Annotated in this window: 17 protein-coding genes; 9 read left to right on the forward strand and 8 right to left on the reverse strand. The window is 40.7% G+C overall.

The genetic code is table 11. The features are described 5' to 3' along the window. Positions 1 to 2 precede the first annotated feature (2 nt). The 4 genes from ACEN82_RS09815 to ACEN82_RS09830 form a co-directional block, all read right to left on the reverse strand. Positions 3 to 281 (reverse strand): hypothetical protein, encoded by a 279-nt coding sequence (locus tag ACEN82_RS09815; protein WP_413320841.1) that lies wholly within the window; start codon positions 279 to 281, stop codon positions 3 to 5. An 18-nt stretch (positions 282 to 299) separates the two neighbouring features. Next, positions 300 to 770: a ferritin-like domain-containing protein gene (locus ACEN82_RS09820; protein ID WP_413320839.1), complete on the reverse strand. Its 471-nt coding sequence runs from the start codon at positions 768 to 770 to the stop codon at positions 300 to 302. Positions 771 to 1,091: 321 nt separating this feature from the next. Beyond that, on the reverse strand, positions 1,092 to 1,559 hold the full coding sequence (locus tag ACEN82_RS09825) for a response regulator (protein WP_413320837.1): 468 nt from the start codon (positions 1,557 to 1,559) through the stop codon (positions 1,092 to 1,094). Then, positions 1,543 to 4,542 carry a PAS domain S-box protein gene (locus ACEN82_RS09830; RefSeq protein WP_413320835.1) on the reverse strand — a complete coding sequence of 1,000 codons (3,000 nt, stop codon included), beginning with the start codon at positions 4,540 to 4,542 and terminating at the stop codon, positions 1,543 to 1,545. Before ACEN82_RS09830 ends, ACEN82_RS09825 begins: the two co-directional genes overlap by 17 nt. A gap of 400 nt (positions 4,543 to 4,942) precedes the next feature. On the opposite strand from ACEN82_RS09830, the gene kaiC reads away from it, so the two are divergent. From kaiC to ACEN82_RS09855, 5 genes are all read left to right on the forward strand, one after another. Then, a complete protein-coding gene (gene kaiC / locus ACEN82_RS09835) occupies positions 4,943 to 6,691 on the forward strand; it encodes a circadian clock protein KaiC (RefSeq protein WP_413320833.1) in 1,749 nt (582 codons plus the stop codon). Continuing rightward, positions 6,691 to 6,987 carry a circadian clock KaiB family protein gene (locus ACEN82_RS09840; protein WP_274988859.1) on the forward strand — a complete coding sequence of 99 codons (297 nt, stop codon included), beginning with the start codon at positions 6,691 to 6,693 and terminating at the stop codon, positions 6,985 to 6,987. The genes kaiC and ACEN82_RS09840 overlap by 1 nt, the downstream gene beginning before the upstream one ends. Positions 6,988 to 6,991: 4 nt before the next feature. Further along, entirely contained in the window at positions 6,992 to 7,309 is a 318-nt protein-coding gene (locus ACEN82_RS09845) for a circadian clock KaiB family protein (RefSeq protein WP_090526013.1), read from the forward strand. A gap of 2 nt (positions 7,310 to 7,311) precedes the next feature. After that, the gene (locus tag ACEN82_RS09850) at positions 7,312 to 8,979 is read left to right on the forward strand and encodes a PAS domain-containing sensor histidine kinase (RefSeq protein WP_413320830.1); all 1,668 of its coding nucleotides are present in this window, start codon (positions 7,312 to 7,314) and stop codon (positions 8,977 to 8,979) included. Positions 8,980 to 9,064: 85 nt separating this feature from the next. Next, positions 9,065 to 9,841, forward strand: a complete 777-nt coding sequence (locus tag ACEN82_RS09855; protein WP_413320828.1) for an enoyl-CoA hydratase/isomerase family protein — start codon at positions 9,065 to 9,067, stop codon at positions 9,839 to 9,841. Between the two features lie 170 nt (positions 9,842 to 10,011). Here the strand turns inward: ACEN82_RS09855 and ACEN82_RS09860 are convergent, their stop codons facing one another. Then, the gene (locus ACEN82_RS09860; protein ID WP_139159947.1) at positions 10,012 to 10,293 is read right to left on the reverse strand and encodes a hypothetical protein; all 282 of its coding nucleotides are present in this window, start codon (positions 10,291 to 10,293) and stop codon (positions 10,012 to 10,014) included. 92 nt (positions 10,294 to 10,385) lie between these two features. Between ACEN82_RS09860 and ACEN82_RS09865 the strand changes: the two genes are divergently transcribed. Beyond that, positions 10,386 to 12,071: a MutS-related protein gene (locus ACEN82_RS09865; protein WP_413320826.1), complete on the forward strand. Its 1,686-nt coding sequence runs from the start codon at positions 10,386 to 10,388 to the stop codon at positions 12,069 to 12,071. 23 nt (positions 12,072 to 12,094) lie between these two features. Here the strand turns inward: ACEN82_RS09865 and ACEN82_RS09870 are convergent, their stop codons facing one another. Then, a complete protein-coding gene (locus ACEN82_RS09870; RefSeq protein ID WP_413320824.1) occupies positions 12,095 to 12,382 on the reverse strand; it encodes a chaperone modulator CbpM in 288 nt (95 codons plus the stop codon). A gap of 12 nt (positions 12,383 to 12,394) precedes the next feature. Then, complete coding sequence (locus ACEN82_RS09875) at positions 12,395 to 13,318, reverse strand: DnaJ C-terminal domain-containing protein (RefSeq protein WP_413320822.1); 924 nt, start codon at positions 13,316 to 13,318, stop codon at positions 12,395 to 12,397. A gap of 143 nt (positions 13,319 to 13,461) precedes the next feature. Here ACEN82_RS09875 and ACEN82_RS09880 point away from each other — a divergent pair, with 143 nt between their 5' ends. Both ACEN82_RS09880 and ACEN82_RS09885 read left to right on the forward strand, forming a co-directional pair. Beyond that, entirely contained in the window at positions 13,462 to 14,058 is a 597-nt protein-coding gene (locus ACEN82_RS09880) for a hypothetical protein (RefSeq protein WP_413320820.1), read from the forward strand. Between the two features lie 100 nt (positions 14,059 to 14,158). Then, positions 14,159 to 14,671 (forward strand): GNAT family N-acetyltransferase, encoded by a 513-nt coding sequence (locus ACEN82_RS09885; RefSeq protein ID WP_413320818.1) that lies wholly within the window; start codon positions 14,159 to 14,161, stop codon positions 14,669 to 14,671. Positions 14,672 to 14,737: 66 nt separating this feature from the next. On the opposite strand, the gene ACEN82_RS09890 is transcribed toward ACEN82_RS09885, so the two are convergent. Further along, the gene (locus ACEN82_RS09890) at positions 14,738 to 15,460 is read right to left on the reverse strand and encodes an HAD family hydrolase (RefSeq protein ID WP_413320816.1); all 723 of its coding nucleotides are present in this window, start codon (positions 15,458 to 15,460) and stop codon (positions 14,738 to 14,740) included. Positions 15,461 to 15,665: 205 nt separating this feature from the next. On the opposite strand from ACEN82_RS09890, the gene ACEN82_RS09895 reads away from it, so the two are divergent. Beyond that, positions 15,666 to 16,025 carry a DUF1493 family protein gene (locus tag ACEN82_RS09895; protein ID WP_176627052.1) on the forward strand — a complete coding sequence of 120 codons (360 nt, stop codon included), beginning with the start codon at positions 15,666 to 15,668 and terminating at the stop codon, positions 16,023 to 16,025. The last annotated feature ends 11 nt before the right edge of the window (positions 16,026 to 16,036 follow it).

The raw sequence follows: 16,036 nt of genomic DNA on the forward strand, positions 1-16,036 counted from the left end.
GGTTAAGCATTAACCAGGTTGTAGTTTAACTGGCCGTTTTGTTTGCTGATCTTTACCAAACCGCGGGCAAACAAATAGTCAAGCACTTCAATCGTGTTTTTCTCGTGTGTAAAAGTATTTACCGCAGGTTCATATTCTTTTAGCTTGAATGCAATATCAGCTACTGTTGCATGTTTTAATTGAGACAGCGTGTAAATTACCTTATCCTGCGTGCATGTAACCTTATTATATTGATTTGGCACATGACATGCTGAAAAAAATGTTTGATTTGAATTGCTCATCTGTTTATTAAAATTTGATCAGGCATTAACCGTATCCCTAAGAGATTTAATGGTATCATGCGTTTTTTTTAAACCTTCTAAATGGTTATTAAGCAGGGTTACAACCTGCTCATCTTCCCATATCAACTCTTTATCGTCAAGCGCGGCGCGATAAGCTTTTTTTGCTATATCTTCGCCATATTCGCAATCCGAAAGTATCGAGCGGCTGTCTTTACTGACAAAAACCGATTTTACATCCATCCAGGCGTGATAAAATTTCCCCGCGAAGGTAGTACCGTCTGCAGGATCTCCTCCTAATACATGAATGTAATCGCGTATTTCACTAACGTAATTTTTGCTTTGATCAATATATTCATTAAAAAGTAAATTCAATCCGGTTTCATCTGTTGCTTCGGTAGCCTTGTGATATCCGGCTATCCGGTCGTTATTTATCTTGATCAGATCGTTCAGTGCCGAGATCTGATGTTGTACGTGCTGTAAAACTCCCATGGCGTTATTGTTTTGTTTTAATAAATAACATATCATATGGGTTAATGTTTTTATGTTTTAGTTAGGTGTTGGTCAGTAAAATGACCAGTTTAACTACATGCCATAAAATACAACTGGATGAATCGGCGATCGGATAAAACGGCCATCGCGAGAACTTATCCCGGGGGGGCGTAATAGCATTTTAGCATGTCAGTTTTATATTAATTTTAAAGGGATACTTAAGCAACGGGAAGAACCGGCGGCCGGGCGAGACGGCCGCCATAAGGTTCTTTCCGAAGAGGGGTAATGTTTATTTAGTTGATTGATGCTTGTTGTCTATTATTAAGTTTTTTGAACAAAATAGGCCACTTTTTTTAGTAAATCATCCATGTCAAAAGGCTTGGCTAAAAAGTCGTCGGCACCGGCCATCATTGCAGAATCACGTATATCGCGGCTTGCTGATATCATGATAACAGGTATATCTTTGGTTAGCTCGTCTTGTTTTAGCTTCCTGCAGATATCGCGACCGTCTTCGCCGCTCATCCAGATATCTAACAGTAGCAAGTCGGGGAGTTCGTCTTTCATATCAAGTACTGTTGTACCATCTACGGTTGAAGTTACCTCATAGCCTTCAAATTCAAGCAGCATTTCCACAGCATCTACAATGCCGGGGTCATCATCCGCAATCATGATTTTCTTGTTCTTTGTATCCATTTTAGGCGTAAGGGCTTGGTTAAACCCTCTGAAATTAGCTGTGATAAATTTACCTGATTGTGAACTATCCAACAGATCATTAACTGTTGATATCATCTACAGGTAATGCAAAGCAAAAAGTAGACCCTTTGCCTTCAATGCTGTTTACCCACATTCTGCCGCCTTCGCGCTTAATAATTTCTGATGAGATGTATAATCCCAACCCCAAACCGGGGAAAGTATGCTGCTTATTCCCGCTTACCCGGTAAAATTGCTCAAACACCCGGTCCTTTTTGTCTTCGGGTATGCCGATGCCAAAATCCTGCACACAAACAATCACCTCATTGTTTTCGCGGCGGGTGCTGATGATGATGGTATCGGTATGCGGCGAATATTTGATAGCATTTGTAATAAGGTTGGTAATAACCTGGCTTACACGATCTTTGTCTGAATAGATACGGCCTGTTGGGGTAAAGTTTTGGATAAGTTTATGTTTTTGGGTAGTGTGCTGCAGGTCTTCAACAGTTTCCTGTAGTGTTTCATTAAAATCGAACCATGTTTTATTGAACTGTAGCCTGCCCGAGTTAATCTTGGTAACATCAAGGAGGTCGCCTATGAGGTTGGTAAGACGGTTAATCTGGGCATCCATTCTAAGTACCATTTCGGCTTTTTTTTGCTCGCCTTCTTTGGTAAGCATAGCACCCAATACCTGGGCATATGCTTTTATGCTGGTAACCGGGGTTTTCAGTTCATGACTTGCAATACCTAAAAAATCATCTTTTTGCCGTTGTAGTTGTTTCTGCTCATCAATATCTGTATTAGTGCCAAACCATTTAATGATCTTACCGTCAATGATAAAGGGCAAGGCCCGTGCCAGGTGCCATTTGTAATTTTGGTCTTTATCCTTTAGCCTAAATTCGCATTGATAAACATTGCCGGTGTTCACCGCATAGTTCCATGCCTCAATACAAGCATCCCTATCATCGGGATGAATAGCATTGAGCCAGGATGCTGCTATTTCATTTGCCAGGGCGCCAAAATAATCTACAGCACGTTGGTTAACATAGTCGACCTGACCATCCGTGCGGGCCGTCCAAAGTTGAACCGGCATAAAATCAGTAACAAATTCAAATTGCCTGATCTGGTTATTCAGTTCCCTGTTACGTAATTTCACTTCGCTTTCGGCAAGTGTTTTATCGGTAACATCGGTACAGGCACCTATGTACCCGGTAAATTCCCCCTGCTCATTGTATTGCGGATTGCCGGTGGCTATACACCATCTTATTTCACCATCCCGGCGTGTGATCCTAAAATCAACTTCATAGAACCGACGGGCATTTAAATCGGCTAAGAACTTTTCAGCGGCCCTGGTTCTGTCTTCTTCTAAAAGCGCATTGATCCACCCTGCGCCCATATTATCCTCATATTTAATGCCGGTCCAATCAACCCAGGTTTGATTTACGTAAGTGATATTACCTTCAGCATCGGCCATCCAAAGTACTGTTGGCGATGCATTAGTGATGCTTTTAAGCAATTGTTCACTATCAGTAAGGGCTTTTTTATCGGCAATTTCCCTTCGCATATCCCTGGCAATTGAAGCCCGGCCCTGCGGCAAGCCGGTTACAGCGTCATAAACCAGCATAGTGGTGCCATACACAGGTATTGCTTCGCCGGTTTGGAAATGACGGTAAAGCACTTCACCGCTCCATTTACCATGCTTCATTAAAATTGGGTTTACTTTTTCCCTCAGCTTATCAAGCTCATCAGGCATTAAATATTCGCTGTTATGCCTCCTATGCTCATTGGTGCCTTTGATGCCCAACATTTTTCGCCCGGCAGTATTTACATAGGTTACATTACCATCAAGGTTGGATAAGCTCACAAAATCTGAGCTGTGGTTAATAAGCGATAATAATTTATACTGCTCACTTCTCGCCGCTTTCTCGGCGCGCAGATCGCGCGCAACAGATGCCATACCAATAGGCAAGCCATTTAACGGATCATCGATTCGGAAACAGTTAACGTAAACCGGAATATTTTCTCCTGTTTTAAAATGCCGGTAGTGCATTTCACCTTCCCACTTACCGTACTGCTGTACAGCGGGGTTTATCTCATTATTTACTTTGTCTGCTTCGTGATCTGCAAAATATTCAACACCGGGTTTCAAAGCCTCCTTTGTGCTACCGATGCCCAATATAGTGTATGCCGTTTTATTGATATAAGTTACAGAACCGTCCATACTGCCTACTGCAACCACGTCGGCTGTTTTATCAATCAGTGCAATCAGTTTTTGTTGTTCCTGTTTATCTAATATTTCGCGGGTTATATCCTGTACGGTACCTGCAAAGCGGATGGGCTCATGATTATCGTTAAAATACGCTTTACCTTTCAGATGGATCCAATATTTCAAGTGTCCTGTGTCATCAACCGTGCGCACGATCATATCATAATTCCCATTGCCTACAGGATCATAAGCCTGCATTACTGCTGTCCGCAAGCGTTGCTCATCCTCCGGGTGGACAAATTTCAACAGATCATCATACTTTATCTCATCATCTTTTCGAAAACCGCAAAGCTCTTTACAGCGGTCATCCCATGTTGCGGTTTGTAATCTGGGGTTTAAATCCCAGGTACCCAGTTCAGCAGCTTGCAGGGCAAATTGAGCACGCTGTTCAGTTTCAGCCAACTTTTTGCGGGTGTTAACCAGTTCGGTAACATCTGTAGCTGTATTCAGCACACCCCAAACTTCACCATCATCGTTCCGTAATGGTTTAAAAATAAAGTTGAAGTAAAATTCTTCAAGTTTATCGTCAACCATAAGATCAACTTTTTGCTCTTTCCATTCATAAGCCGTACCGTTATCGTCTACATTTGATAATATTGCATGAAAGCCCGGCTCTTCGAATTCGGGCAGTAGGTCAAAGTATTTATGCCCAATAACATCATCGCCCTTCCCCCATATATCTATCATGGCTTTATTGGCAATCCTGATCTCCATTGTTTCGCCAATATATAATGCTACCGGGGTAGGAGACTCCCTGATCAGCATACGGAAAATATCTTCGCTTAATTGTTGATGAAGGCCGGCGTCGTTATTCATTATATAAATAATATTATAAATATAGGCTATAATAATTAAGATCAAAATCTCAATTCATACATCATAATTTTCAATTAATGAGTATGCCGTTATATAGCAGTTACTGATAAAAACGGGTTATAGAAGCGTATACCTTATTTTTTAAACAGTATACCTGTATAAATGTTTAAATCTGTTTTTAGAGAATTTGATAATATGAGGTTTCAAACGTTTGTATAATCGGGAGATTTATTTGTATATCAGCACGGTAAGTTCACCACGTTTTTTGATTTTTTTTCCTTCACAAAATCAATTATACCAAAACAATTTTATAAATATTACTATTACCATACCAATAAAACAAAATCCTGTATACTTGATGGTTGTGGTATGCGGGTAGTTTAAACAGATTGGATTTATTATGACCAAATTGCATAAAAAACAGCAGCTTATAACGTTTGAGCAATTGCCCAAAACTCCTACCGGTATTACCGGTTTAGATGAAATAACGGGCGGTGGTTTACCTAATGGAAGACCAACGCTGATATGTGGTGAAGCGGGTTGTGGTAAAACACTTATGTCGCTTGAGTTTATCGTGAGGGGAGCTACCGAGTTTAATGAGCCCGGTGTATTTATGGCTTTTGAAGAAAAGGCAGATGAACTGGCTTCGAATGTAGCATCGCTTGGGTTTGATTTAAATAAACTCCAGGATGATAAAAAATTAAGACTTGATCATGTGCATATAGACCGAAGCGAGATTGAGGAGACAGGCGAATATGATCTGGAAGGTTTGTTTATCCGCTTAGGCTTTGCTATTGACAGCATCGGGGCAAAAAGAGTAGTACTGGATACTCTTGAAAATCTTTTTTCGGGTTTATCAAACCAAATTATATTGAGGGCTGAGCTTAGAAGGCTTTTTACTTTTTTAAAGGAAAAAGGTGTAACTGCTATTATAACCGGCGAAAAAGGTGACGGCTCGTCATTGACACGGCAGGGGCTTGAAGAATATGTTTCAGATTGTGTGATCCTGCTTGATCACAGGGTTGTAAATCAGATCTCGACCCGTCGTTTGCGCGTGGTAAAATATCGTGGTACACAGCATGGTACCAACGAATATCCATTTTTAATTGATGAAGATGGCATTTCCGTGCTTCCGGTAACATCTTTAGGTCTCGAAAAAGAAGTATCATCAAAAAGAATTTCATCGGGGATACCTTCTCTTGACAGCATGTTTGGAGGCAAGGGCTTTTTTCAGGGCAGCAGTATCCTGGTTTCGGGCACGGCCGGCACCGGCAAAACAAGTATTGCGGCCTGCTTTGCCAATGAGGTTTGCAATAACAAAAAGAAGTGCCTTTATTTTGCGTTCGAGGAATCGCCTAAGCAGATCCTTCGCAATATGAAATCAATCAATCTCGACCTGCAAAAACACATTGACAATGGCTTGCTTGAATTTCATGCCTCGCGTCCTACGCTTTACGGTCTTGAAATGCACCTCGTTGCTATTTATAAGATTATTAAAAGATTTAAACCCGCAGCGGTGATCCTCGACCCGATTACAAACCTCATTACGGTGGGTTCGGTAAGTGAAGTAAAATCGATGCTGATTAGGCTGATAGATTTTTTACAGGACGAACAGATCACGGTTATGTTTACTGCCCTCAGTTTAAATACGGTGGTAAGTGAACAAACCGACGAAGGCGTCTCATCATTAGTTGATACCTGGCTGCTCGTAAGGGATATTGAATCGAACGGTGAACGCAATAGGGGGTTATATATCATGAAATCGCGTGGGATGAGCCACTCAAACCAGGTACGCGAATTTACCATTACCGACGAGGGGTTAAGCCTGGTTGATGTTTATCTTGGCCCTGATGGAGTGCTTACAGGATCGGCTAGGGAAGCACAAAAATTAAGAGAAAAAACAGGCGTCGCATTGAGGGAATTCGCAATATCCCGTAAAGATAAAGAAATATTGCGCCGGCGTATGATGCTTGAATCAAAAATTGCAAGCTTGCAGGCCGAATTTGAATCGACAGAGGAGGAATTGAACAAAATATACCTGGAAGAAGAATTAAAACAGAATATTATAGAAAGAAACCGCCAGGAGATAACCGATATCCGCCGCGGAAATGTGGATACGCTTAAAAGTAAATCAAAAAGTAAAAAATAATGGAACTGGATGAAGGTATAAAATATGAGTTAAGGCTGTATATAGCGGGCAAAACTGCTAAATCAGTTACCGCGCTCACCAACCTTAAAAAATATTGTGAAGAACATTTGAAAGGTCAGTATGTTATTGAAGTAATTGACTTGCTGCAGCAGCCTCAACTGGCCGAAGGGGATCAAATATTTGCAATCCCCACGCTGGTAAGAAAAGTACCTGAACCGATTCGCAAAATAATAGGCGACTTGAGCAACGAGGAAAAAGTTTTGGTGGGATTGAATATAATACCAGTAAGTAAATAGTTAGATGACCGAGCAAAACCAGTTGCCTTTAGATCAGGGAGAAAGTCAATTTTTCCGATTGCGTTTATTTGTAATTGGAGCATCGCCCAATTCTGTCAGGGCAATAGCCAACTTGAAAATTATTTGTGAGCAGTACCTTAAGCCTAATTACGAGCTCGAGATAATTGATGTCTATCAGCAACCGCTCATTGCCAAGGAAGAACAGATCATAGCATTGCCTTTACTTATTAAAAAATCTCCCGGCGTCGAACGTAAGCTTATCGGAGATATGTCAAACACCGACAAAGTTTTAAAAGGGCTGGGAATACTTACAGAAAGCTAATTATGGAGCCGGACAAACTTACATATGAGCAGTTGCTTGCGGAAAACAATAAGCTTCGATATCAATTAGAAGAAGCTACCGACGTCATTTCTGCTATTCGTAATGGTCAGGTTGATGCTTTTATAGTTAAAGATGATGAAGGCCACCAGCTTTATACGTTGAAAACGGCCGATCAAACCTACCGCGTTTTCATTGAAAAAATGAACGAGGGAGCTGTTACGTTGAATAGCGATGGTACAATATTGTATAGCAATTCGAGCTTTGCGGCTATGGTTAATGAACCCTTGGAAAAAGTGATCGGTCTAAATTTTGAAATTTTTGTTGCCGAAGTTTCCGTTGAGAAGTATAAGCAAATAATCAGGGATGGCTGGAATACTGATTGCAAGGGCGAGGTTTTGTTATCAAATCGCGATGGTAAGCTAACGCCCTGTTTATTATCATGTACCACGCTTGACCTTGATGAAGGAACGGCGTTGAGTTTGATCCTGACCGATTTGACTGCTCAAAAAGAAACCGAATGGGAACTTAAAATTAAGAATGATCAGCTGGAAGAAGCCCAGAATATTGCCGAGAAGCTGAATAATGATCTGGAAGATACTGTAAGGGAGCGTACCAATGATTTGCTTGTAAGCCGGGAGCACTTTAAGTTGCTGGCTAATAACATTACTCAAATGACCTGGACAAATTTGCCCGGTGGCGAGGTTGATTTTTATAATCGGCGCTGGTTTGATTATACAGGCAGGCGATATGGTGAAACAGCAGGCTGGGGCTGGCAACAGGTAGTACACCCAGATGATCTGCAAAAAACAATGAGTGCTTACCTCGAATCTTTGCAAACCGGGAGTGTTTTTGAACTGGAAAACAGGTACCTCCGCTGGGATAATACTTATCGTTGGCACCTCAACCGCGCAGTGCCGTTAAGAGATGATAACGGCGAAATTCTTTTTTGGGTAGGTACCGCGACCGACATTGAGGAACAGAAAAAGCAGCTTGATTTGAAGGACGAGTTTATTGGTGTGGCCAGCCATGAACTTAAAACCCCTTTAACCAGCCTGAAAGGCTATTTACAGCTTATTTTGGCCTATAAAAAGGAGGAAGTACCATCAATAGTAAAACAATATATTGAAAAGGCCGGCACTGCTTTAAATAAGCTTCAGCGTTTGGTTAACGATTTGCTTGATGTAAGCAAAATTCATGCGGGAGGCCTTGAATATGCCATGGCGAAAGTAAACCTTCGTGAACTGGTAGCGTCAACTTTAGAAAATGCTATCCACCTTTATCCTGAATTTAATTTTATCAATAAATCGGAAAAAGATTTTTTTATAGATGGAAATGCTGGCCGGTTAGAGCAGGTACTGGTAAATTTCATTAACAACTCTGTAAAATATTCAACCGGGAATAAAAATATCATTATTGAAACCCGGAATACAAACGGTAAGGTGCGTGTATCAGTAACGGACTTTGGCATCGGATTGTCTGCCGCGCAAATCGAGCATATTTTTGAGCGGTTTTATCGTGTCGAAGATAAAAAATTTATGACGAGCGGCCTTGGTATGGGGCTTTATATCTCGGCTGAGATCATTAATAATCATAACGGCGATATAGGGGTTGAAAGTGAGCTTGGTGCAGGCGCTACTTTTTATTTTGAGTTGCCTCTGCTTGAAAAGTAAGCATTGTTTATTTAGGCTCAAAATTGCAGTTGACATAAATACTTCTGATATTGGTTGGAAAACCATCTGATATAAAAAATAAAATATGCCTGGCGAAAACGGAAATGTATCCATTGTAAATGAGCCTGATGGTGTAACTACCATTTGTTTTTATCATCCGGCACAAAACTCCCTGCCCTCGGCGCTATTAAAACAACTTGCCGATGCGATATTCGGTGCAGGTAATAACCCGGAAACAAAAGTCATTGTTTTAAAGAGCGCGGGAGATCGTACTTTTTGCGCGGGTGCAAGCTTTGACGAGCTGTTGCAAATTAAGGATAGGGAAACCGGCGCGTTATTTTTTGAAGGGTTTTCCAACGTGATTAATGCCTGCCGCAAATGCCCTAAAATGATAATTGCGAGGGTACAGGGTAAAACAGTTGGAGGTGGGGTTGGCCTTGCCGCCGCTGCCGATTATTGCCTGGCCAGCGAGGCGGCATCAATAAAGTTAAGTGAGCTTACTATAGGTATTGGCCCCTTTGTGATAGCCCCCGCTGTGATCCGTAAAATAGGGTTATCAGCATTTTCACAGCTCACTATCAGGGCGTCAGATTTTCAAACTGCCCAATGGGCAAAGCAAAACGGCTTGTATAATGAGGTTTATGCAGATACTCCAAGTCTTGATGCGGCTGTATATGAGCTTACTCAAAAAATAGCTTCATATAACCCGGCAGCACTTACCGGCTTAAAACAGGTACTTTGGGAAGGCACTGCTGATTGGGATGAATTGCTTAAACAACGTGCGGCTATAAGTGGTGAGCTGGTTTTATCAGAATTTACGCAACGGGCATTACATTCTTTTTTTAAGGATAGATCCAAGTAATATTGAGTAATAACTGCCTGTATTTTAACACAACCCTTAAAACCTCTCATTTTTAACGGGGGCTAATTTTGTGTACATCTAAATGGCATTGGTTAATGTACATGATCGTTTTATACTGGCATAGTTACTTATTATAAGAAAGCCTCCGGCAACCCGGAGGCTTTATCTTTTTACCAGTGCCTGCAATAACGATGAACACGATAGTGTCTTTGATAGTATACCGGCGCATCATAATATCTTGCTGCGTAATAGCGCGGACGACCATAATAAACAGGACGGTCATAATAAACGTCCCTGCCATAGTAAACAGGTGCTTCGTAATATCCACTTGTGTAAACTACCCTATGATAAGGACGGCCAAAATGCGCGCTGATACTTATGCTTTGAGCTTTTGCAAATTGAAATGAAAACATCATCACAAAAGCTATTATTGAAAATCGGATAAATTTCATGGTCGTAAATTTTAGTTAATACCTGAATTGTAATACATAATTATGACTGGCGATAGATAAGTTGGTTTAATTAAATTTTTATATTTTTAGATATGTATTACTTTGTTTTTTCTGCGATAGTTGTCTTTATCGTAATTGGAGTGCTTTATATTAAGTCGTATTATGATAAATTACACTGGGCAAAAAAGCAGCTGATAAAAATTCAGGAGAAGTGGGGCAAACCGGTTAACGCCCGCCGAAACTTTGACTTAATAAAGATTTACCTGGATTCGGAAGATAGTAAAAACAAGCTTTCGGCTCAAACAGCCGACGACCTTGACCTGATAAGTGTTTTCAATTATATCGACAGAACAAACAGTAAGCCTGGTAAACAATACTTGTTTAATTTATTACATTGCCCTACAACCGAGCTTGATGTTTTGCATGACCTCGACAATGATATTGAGGATCTTAACATGGATATACCCGGCCGCGAATTGCTTGAAGTGGAATTGTCAAAACTTAACCACCCCGATGCTTATTTTATAGCCGATCTTTTTCTCAGGACACATGAACCGGTATTTGCATCGGTAATTAATTTTTATATAAAGGTTTCACCTTTTCTGATCCTGGCTGCGTTATTTTCGCTGATTGTTATTCCTAACATTTTCAGCTTTATCTTTTTGCTATTGTTGTTTGCGTACAACATTGTTATTTACTTCGGCAACCGCAAGGCTATTTCAGGGTATACCAAATCGTTACCGCAATTGCTGGTTATGTATAAAGTTGCAGTGGCGTTAGTTAAAAGCGGGAAATTTGGTCAGGTACCCGAGGTAAAGCGTTCCCTTACCAGCCTAAGAGGTTTAAAAGGAGCGCTTAAGTTTGTAAATATAGAAAGTGGCTTCGTGAATGGTAAAAGTGATATTGCTTACGCAGCCTTCCATTTATTTAAACTGCTTTTTGTGATTGAGCCCAATATTTATACATCATCATTAAAACAAGTCAGTAAATACCGCGAGGATATTAAAGAAGTGTATAAATTTATTGGCCGGGCCGATACACTGATAGCCATACAATCAATACGTGACGGAATGCCTTTTTATTCAAAACCCGCGTTTACGGGTGTTGATGGCAAAATAGAGATTACCGAACTATTTCACCCGTTAGTAGCTAACTGTGTAACCAACTCCCTTTATACAACTGATGCAGACAGGGGGGCATTGATCACAGGGTCAAACATGTCTGGCAAAACTACATTTATTAAAGCGCTGGCATTAAATACGCTGCTATCGCAAACTATATTTACAAGTTGTGCAAAGGCCTATAAGGCTCCTTTTCTCAAAATACAAACCAGCATCAAAACCAGCGATAACATTGATGAACACAAGAGTTATTTTCAGGCACAGGCCTTAGCTATTTTAGATATCATTGATAACAGTTCTCAGAAAGAGGATATAAAAAGCCTTGTGATCATCGATGAGATTTTCAGGGGTACCAATACCATCGAACGTATAGCGGCGGCTAAGTCCGTGCTTTCGTACATTACCGCTAACCAAAATTTTGTTTTTGTATCAACCCACGACCTTGAGCTGGCCGAACTGCTCGACGAGGATTTTGTTGTATATTCCTTTTCAGAATCAAAAGACGGGCGCATGCTGGTATTTGACTATATCCTGAAGCAGGGCCTGCTTAAAAACACTAACGGAATCGCCATACTCAAATCCATGGGATATCCAGAACGTGTTATCGATGAAGCCAATATTGTAAGCGAGCGGATGATGAATAGATATTTGGTTTAAGCATTCCTGACAAGAAAGCTTTCTTATTCATACAAGCTCAACCTGTTTTTTAAATACCGCATATCTTCCTGTAATTTTTCAACCCGGTTAAGCAGGTGGGAGATAGCTTCAATGCCGGCTACGTTAATATCCAATTCGTACAGGCTCACCAGTTTTTCCAGCTTTTGAAGTTCAGTTTGCGGGATGAAGACGATTTCATTAATGATGGTTACCTCAACCAGGCCCGCTTCATGTAAAGATGTGATGAACGTGTATTCAACATTATGATATACACAAAAATCGTTTGCCGCTATTAATTCTGCTGTTTTCATAATGTTTTTAATTTAGGCTGAGGATTTTGCCAGTTCTTCAAATAATTGTTTCTGCTTTTCGGTAAGGTTGGTAGGGGTTTGGATATCATAGGTCAGGTACAGATCGCCAAATTCATTCTCTTTTTTATAAACGGGCATACCTTTGCCTTTGAGTTTTACTTTAGTGCCGTTTTGAGTTTCAGGTTTTACTTTCACTTTAACTTTGCCGTTTAATGTATCGGCAGTTATTTCTCCACCTAAAACTGCAGTGTACAGGTCAAGTTTCAACGTGGCGTACAAATTATTACCATCACGCTTAAAATTTGCATCAGGTGCAACATTAAACTGAATATACAGATCTCCGGCGGGGCCGCCGTTTACACCCGGGGCGCCATGCCCGGCTATTTTGATAGTTTGCCCGTTTTCAATACCTGCGGGTATAGTTATCCGGATGTTTTTGCCATTGACAGTCAACGTTTGCTTATGTGTTTCAAGAACGTCTCGAAGGTTTAAACTTAACGAGGCGTTATAGTCCTGCCCGCGGTATTTTGCCTGCCTGCCGCTACGCGCGCCTCCTGCACCGCCAAACATCGATTGAAAGAAATCTGAAAAATCGTCACTTCCAAACCCTTCGGCGCTACCAAATCCTTCGGCTCCGTTAAAGCCCCCATAGCCACCAAAACCTCCTTGTGCACCGGCTTGTTGGCGCGCTTGTTGTTCATATGCTTCGCCATGCTGCCAGTTCTCGCCATATTTGTCGTACTTCTTTCGCTTTTCCGGGTCACTTAATACTTCATTTGCTTCGTTTAGCTGCTGGAATTTTTTGTGAGCATCTTCGTCATTAGGATTAAGATCGGGGTGATATTTGCGGGCCAGTTTACGGTAAGCATTTTTAATATCCTTTTCGGATGCATTTTTGTCGAGCTCTAATACTTTGTAATAATCTATAAAAGCCATGGCTGGGTTTAATATAAACAGATGTGTTATTAACTACTAAATATACAGCTTGGTTTTAAAACTTATGGCTTTTTTAATGTCATTTGATATAAGTGTAACCTACGATAGCATGTTACGGTCATAGCTGGTAAATCTTTTAAATTATGAAAGCCGAAATCGATTTCCAACAACAAATATTGCCTGGCTTGTGCCTTATTACAGCACCATTGCTGTTTTGCATATCAACATTTTTTTGGGTAGATGGACAATACGGGGTAACTGCTGTAACGCTGATCTGCCTGTCAACAGTATTTTGGATCCCGGCTTTGTATGGGTTATTTGGCTTGTTAAAGCACAACATGCCGTTTTATTCAGCAATAGGTTTGTTGATAGCTATTTATGGATGCTGTATGGGGGGGATTGGGTTTGGCATGTTGGGATATTTATCAACTATATTTAAAATTTCTCATCATAATTATCTCCGTGTTTTACAGCAATATCCCGTCAGTTCGGGTTTGTTGCTTTTTTGGGCAGGCCCGTTGTTCCCGTTAAGCCTATTGGTGTTAGCTATAAACCTTGTCCGTAAAAAGGCAGTACCTGTTTGGCTTGGTTTGCTGGTAGGCCTTGCAGCTGCAGCTTTCCCGGTAAGCCGGATTTTAAGGATCTTATTGTTAGCCCATGTGTCCGATGTATTATTGTTATTGCCTTTAACGATTATCGGGATAGGCTTTGTGAAGCGCCGAAAGGTTGCTGATTTATGAATTAAGCAGAATTAATTAAGGTACAAACTTCAAAATGGTAATTTGAGGCCTTTTATTTAGAACGTACAACCATTACCTTTGGCATCCTTAAATTAATCATATGCCTGTAATAACCCAAGCTACACTTACCGACGTACCCGAACTTAATGTTTTAGTAAACAGCGCTTACCGTGGTGAAAGCTCCAAACGGGGTTGGACAACTGAGGCCGACTTAATTGGTGGTGCCCGCATTGATGAACAAACTCTGACGGGGTATATGAATGATGAAAATATCATCATTTTAAAGCATACTGATGAGGATGGCAATATTACAGGTACTGTTTATCTTGAAGTCAGAACTCCAAAGTTGTATGTTGGCATGTTTAGTGTATCGCCACTATTGCAGAATAAAGGTGTGGGCCGCGCACTGATAGAAGAAGCAGAAGTTTACGCGCGTAAGCATAACTGCAATATTTTAACTATGACAGTAATCAGCATCCGCTCCGAACTGATAAGCTGGTATGAGCGCCGCGGCTACAAACCAACCGGCGAAATCCAGCCTTTTCATGCGCATGGCCGTTTTGGTGACGCCAAACAGCATATTGAGCTAATTGTAATGGAGAAAGATATTTAGAGTCGGAATGTCATGAAGTCGGCAAGTCCGAAGATGGAAAATACTTTAATGATTATCTCTCTGACGCTAACTTCCGGACTTGCTGACTTTCGGCCTTCCGGACTCCAACACAAATTCCAATACTTCACTGATCTTATGCACATGTTTGAAGTTTTCGTGTGTTAAAACGGTTTCTACATGTTCGTGCGCCCAGGTTGTATGATAGGGTACGTGAACAGCATGCCCGCCAATGTTGATCACGGGCATTACATCTGATTTTAAGGAATTGCCGATCATCATAAACTCATCGGGATTGATGTCAAGGTGTTTGATCAGCTTGATATAATCATCCTCCTTTTTATCACTCATAATTTCGATATGGTGAAAGTAATGTGCCAGCCCTGATTTTTTGAGCTTCCGCTCCTGGTCAAGCAGATCGCCTTTGGTGGCTACCACCAGCCTGTAATGATCTTTTAATGAGGATAAAACATGTTCTACCTCGTTCAGTAACTCTATCGGTTGATTAAGCATATCCTTACCATATTGTAATATGGTTTCCACTACATCAACGCTAATATTTTTTTCAGAAATGCTCAATGCTGCCTCTATCATGCTGAGGATATAGCCTTTTATCCCGTAGCCATAAAGTGGGAGGTTATCAACCTCAACTTTAAAAAGCTCTTTGGAAATGGTGTGCTGTGGCGAAAAATTTTCGAGCAGACTGCAAAACCTTTCTTCGGTGGCTTGAAAGTAAGGTTCATTTACCCAAAGGGTGTCGTCGGCATCAAAGGCAATTACTTTTAGGTTCATTTGAAGTATCTGGTTTACCTGGTGCAATAATAATACATCAGGTTGATTTTAGTAGCATAAAGCTCCATTGTACAGCAATAAATATTTAACATTTATTAACTATCAGGTTCAATTTAAACGATTTAAAAATAAAGTAAATTTGTATGCAACCTTATTTAAAAAGCTACGTCTCATAACTTAAATGGTCAAATTAACATTCGTTTAAATGGAAGAGATACTGCCACCCTTAAAAGAATTTATAGTTGATTATTGCAACAGGTATAAGATCCATAAGGTTGATCCGCGTAGCCTGAACCTCGATACCAGTATCGATCTTGATCTGGATATTTTTGACATTGAGATAGACCTTTTTCTTGCCGATTTTACCGAACAGTTCAATATAGATCCATCTAAGTTCAGTTGGTATAAATATGGCTATCCCAAAGGCTCAACCCGGGTAAAAGTTATTAAACTGATGTTTGGCTACAACACCACATGGGTTAAACAGCTGGCTCAATACTGCTACACTCCCAAATTTAAGGTGCGCAACTTACAAGATGCCGTAAAAACTGGCAAATTGGTTTAATGAGAAGATGT

The sequence above is a fragment of the Mucilaginibacter sp. Mucisp73 genome (assembly GCF_059491465.1).

Bases quoted from the DNA above. Each gene is read 5' to 3' on its own strand.
- ACEN82_RS09815 (WP_413320841.1), bottom strand. From the start codon at position 281: ATGAGCAATTCAAATCAAACATTTTTTTCAGCATGTCATGTGCCAAAT.
- ACEN82_RS09820 (WP_413320839.1), bottom strand. From the start codon at position 770: ATGGGAGTTTTACAGCACGTACAACATCAGATCTCGGCACTGAACGAT.
- ACEN82_RS09825 (WP_413320837.1), bottom strand. From the start codon at position 1,559: ATGATATCAACAGTTAATGATCTGTTGGATAGTTCACAATCAGGTAAA.
- ACEN82_RS09830 (WP_413320835.1), bottom strand. From the start codon at position 4,542: ATGAATAACGACGCCGGCCTTCATCAACAATTAAGCGAAGATATTTTC.
- kaiC (WP_413320833.1), top strand. From the start codon at position 4,943: ATGACCAAATTGCATAAAAAACAGCAGCTTATAACGTTTGAGCAATTG.
- ACEN82_RS09840 (WP_274988859.1), top strand. From the start codon at position 6,691: ATGGAACTGGATGAAGGTATAAAATATGAGTTAAGGCTGTATATAGCG.
- ACEN82_RS09845 (WP_090526013.1), top strand. From the start codon at position 6,992: ATGACCGAGCAAAACCAGTTGCCTTTAGATCAGGGAGAAAGTCAATTT.
- ACEN82_RS09850 (WP_413320830.1), top strand. From the start codon at position 7,312: ATGGAGCCGGACAAACTTACATATGAGCAGTTGCTTGCGGAAAACAAT.
- ACEN82_RS09855 (WP_413320828.1), top strand. From the start codon at position 9,065: ATGCCTGGCGAAAACGGAAATGTATCCATTGTAAATGAGCCTGATGGT.
- ACEN82_RS09860 (WP_139159947.1), bottom strand. From the start codon at position 10,293: ATGAAATTTATCCGATTTTCAATAATAGCTTTTGTGATGATGTTTTCA.
- ACEN82_RS09865 (WP_413320826.1), top strand. From the start codon at position 10,386: ATGTATTACTTTGTTTTTTCTGCGATAGTTGTCTTTATCGTAATTGGA.
- ACEN82_RS09870 (WP_413320824.1), bottom strand. From the start codon at position 12,382: ATGAAAACAGCAGAATTAATAGCGGCAAACGATTTTTGTGTATATCAT.
- ACEN82_RS09875 (WP_413320822.1), bottom strand. From the start codon at position 13,318: ATGGCTTTTATAGATTATTACAAAGTATTAGAGCTCGACAAAAATGCA.
- ACEN82_RS09880 (WP_413320820.1), top strand. From the start codon at position 13,462: ATGAAAGCCGAAATCGATTTCCAACAACAAATATTGCCTGGCTTGTGC.
- ACEN82_RS09885 (WP_413320818.1), top strand. From the start codon at position 14,159: ATGCCTGTAATAACCCAAGCTACACTTACCGACGTACCCGAACTTAAT.
- ACEN82_RS09890 (WP_413320816.1), bottom strand. From the start codon at position 15,460: ATGAACCTAAAAGTAATTGCCTTTGATGCCGACGACACCCTTTGGGTA.
- ACEN82_RS09895 (WP_176627052.1), top strand. From the start codon at position 15,666: ATGGAAGAGATACTGCCACCCTTAAAAGAATTTATAGTTGATTATTGC.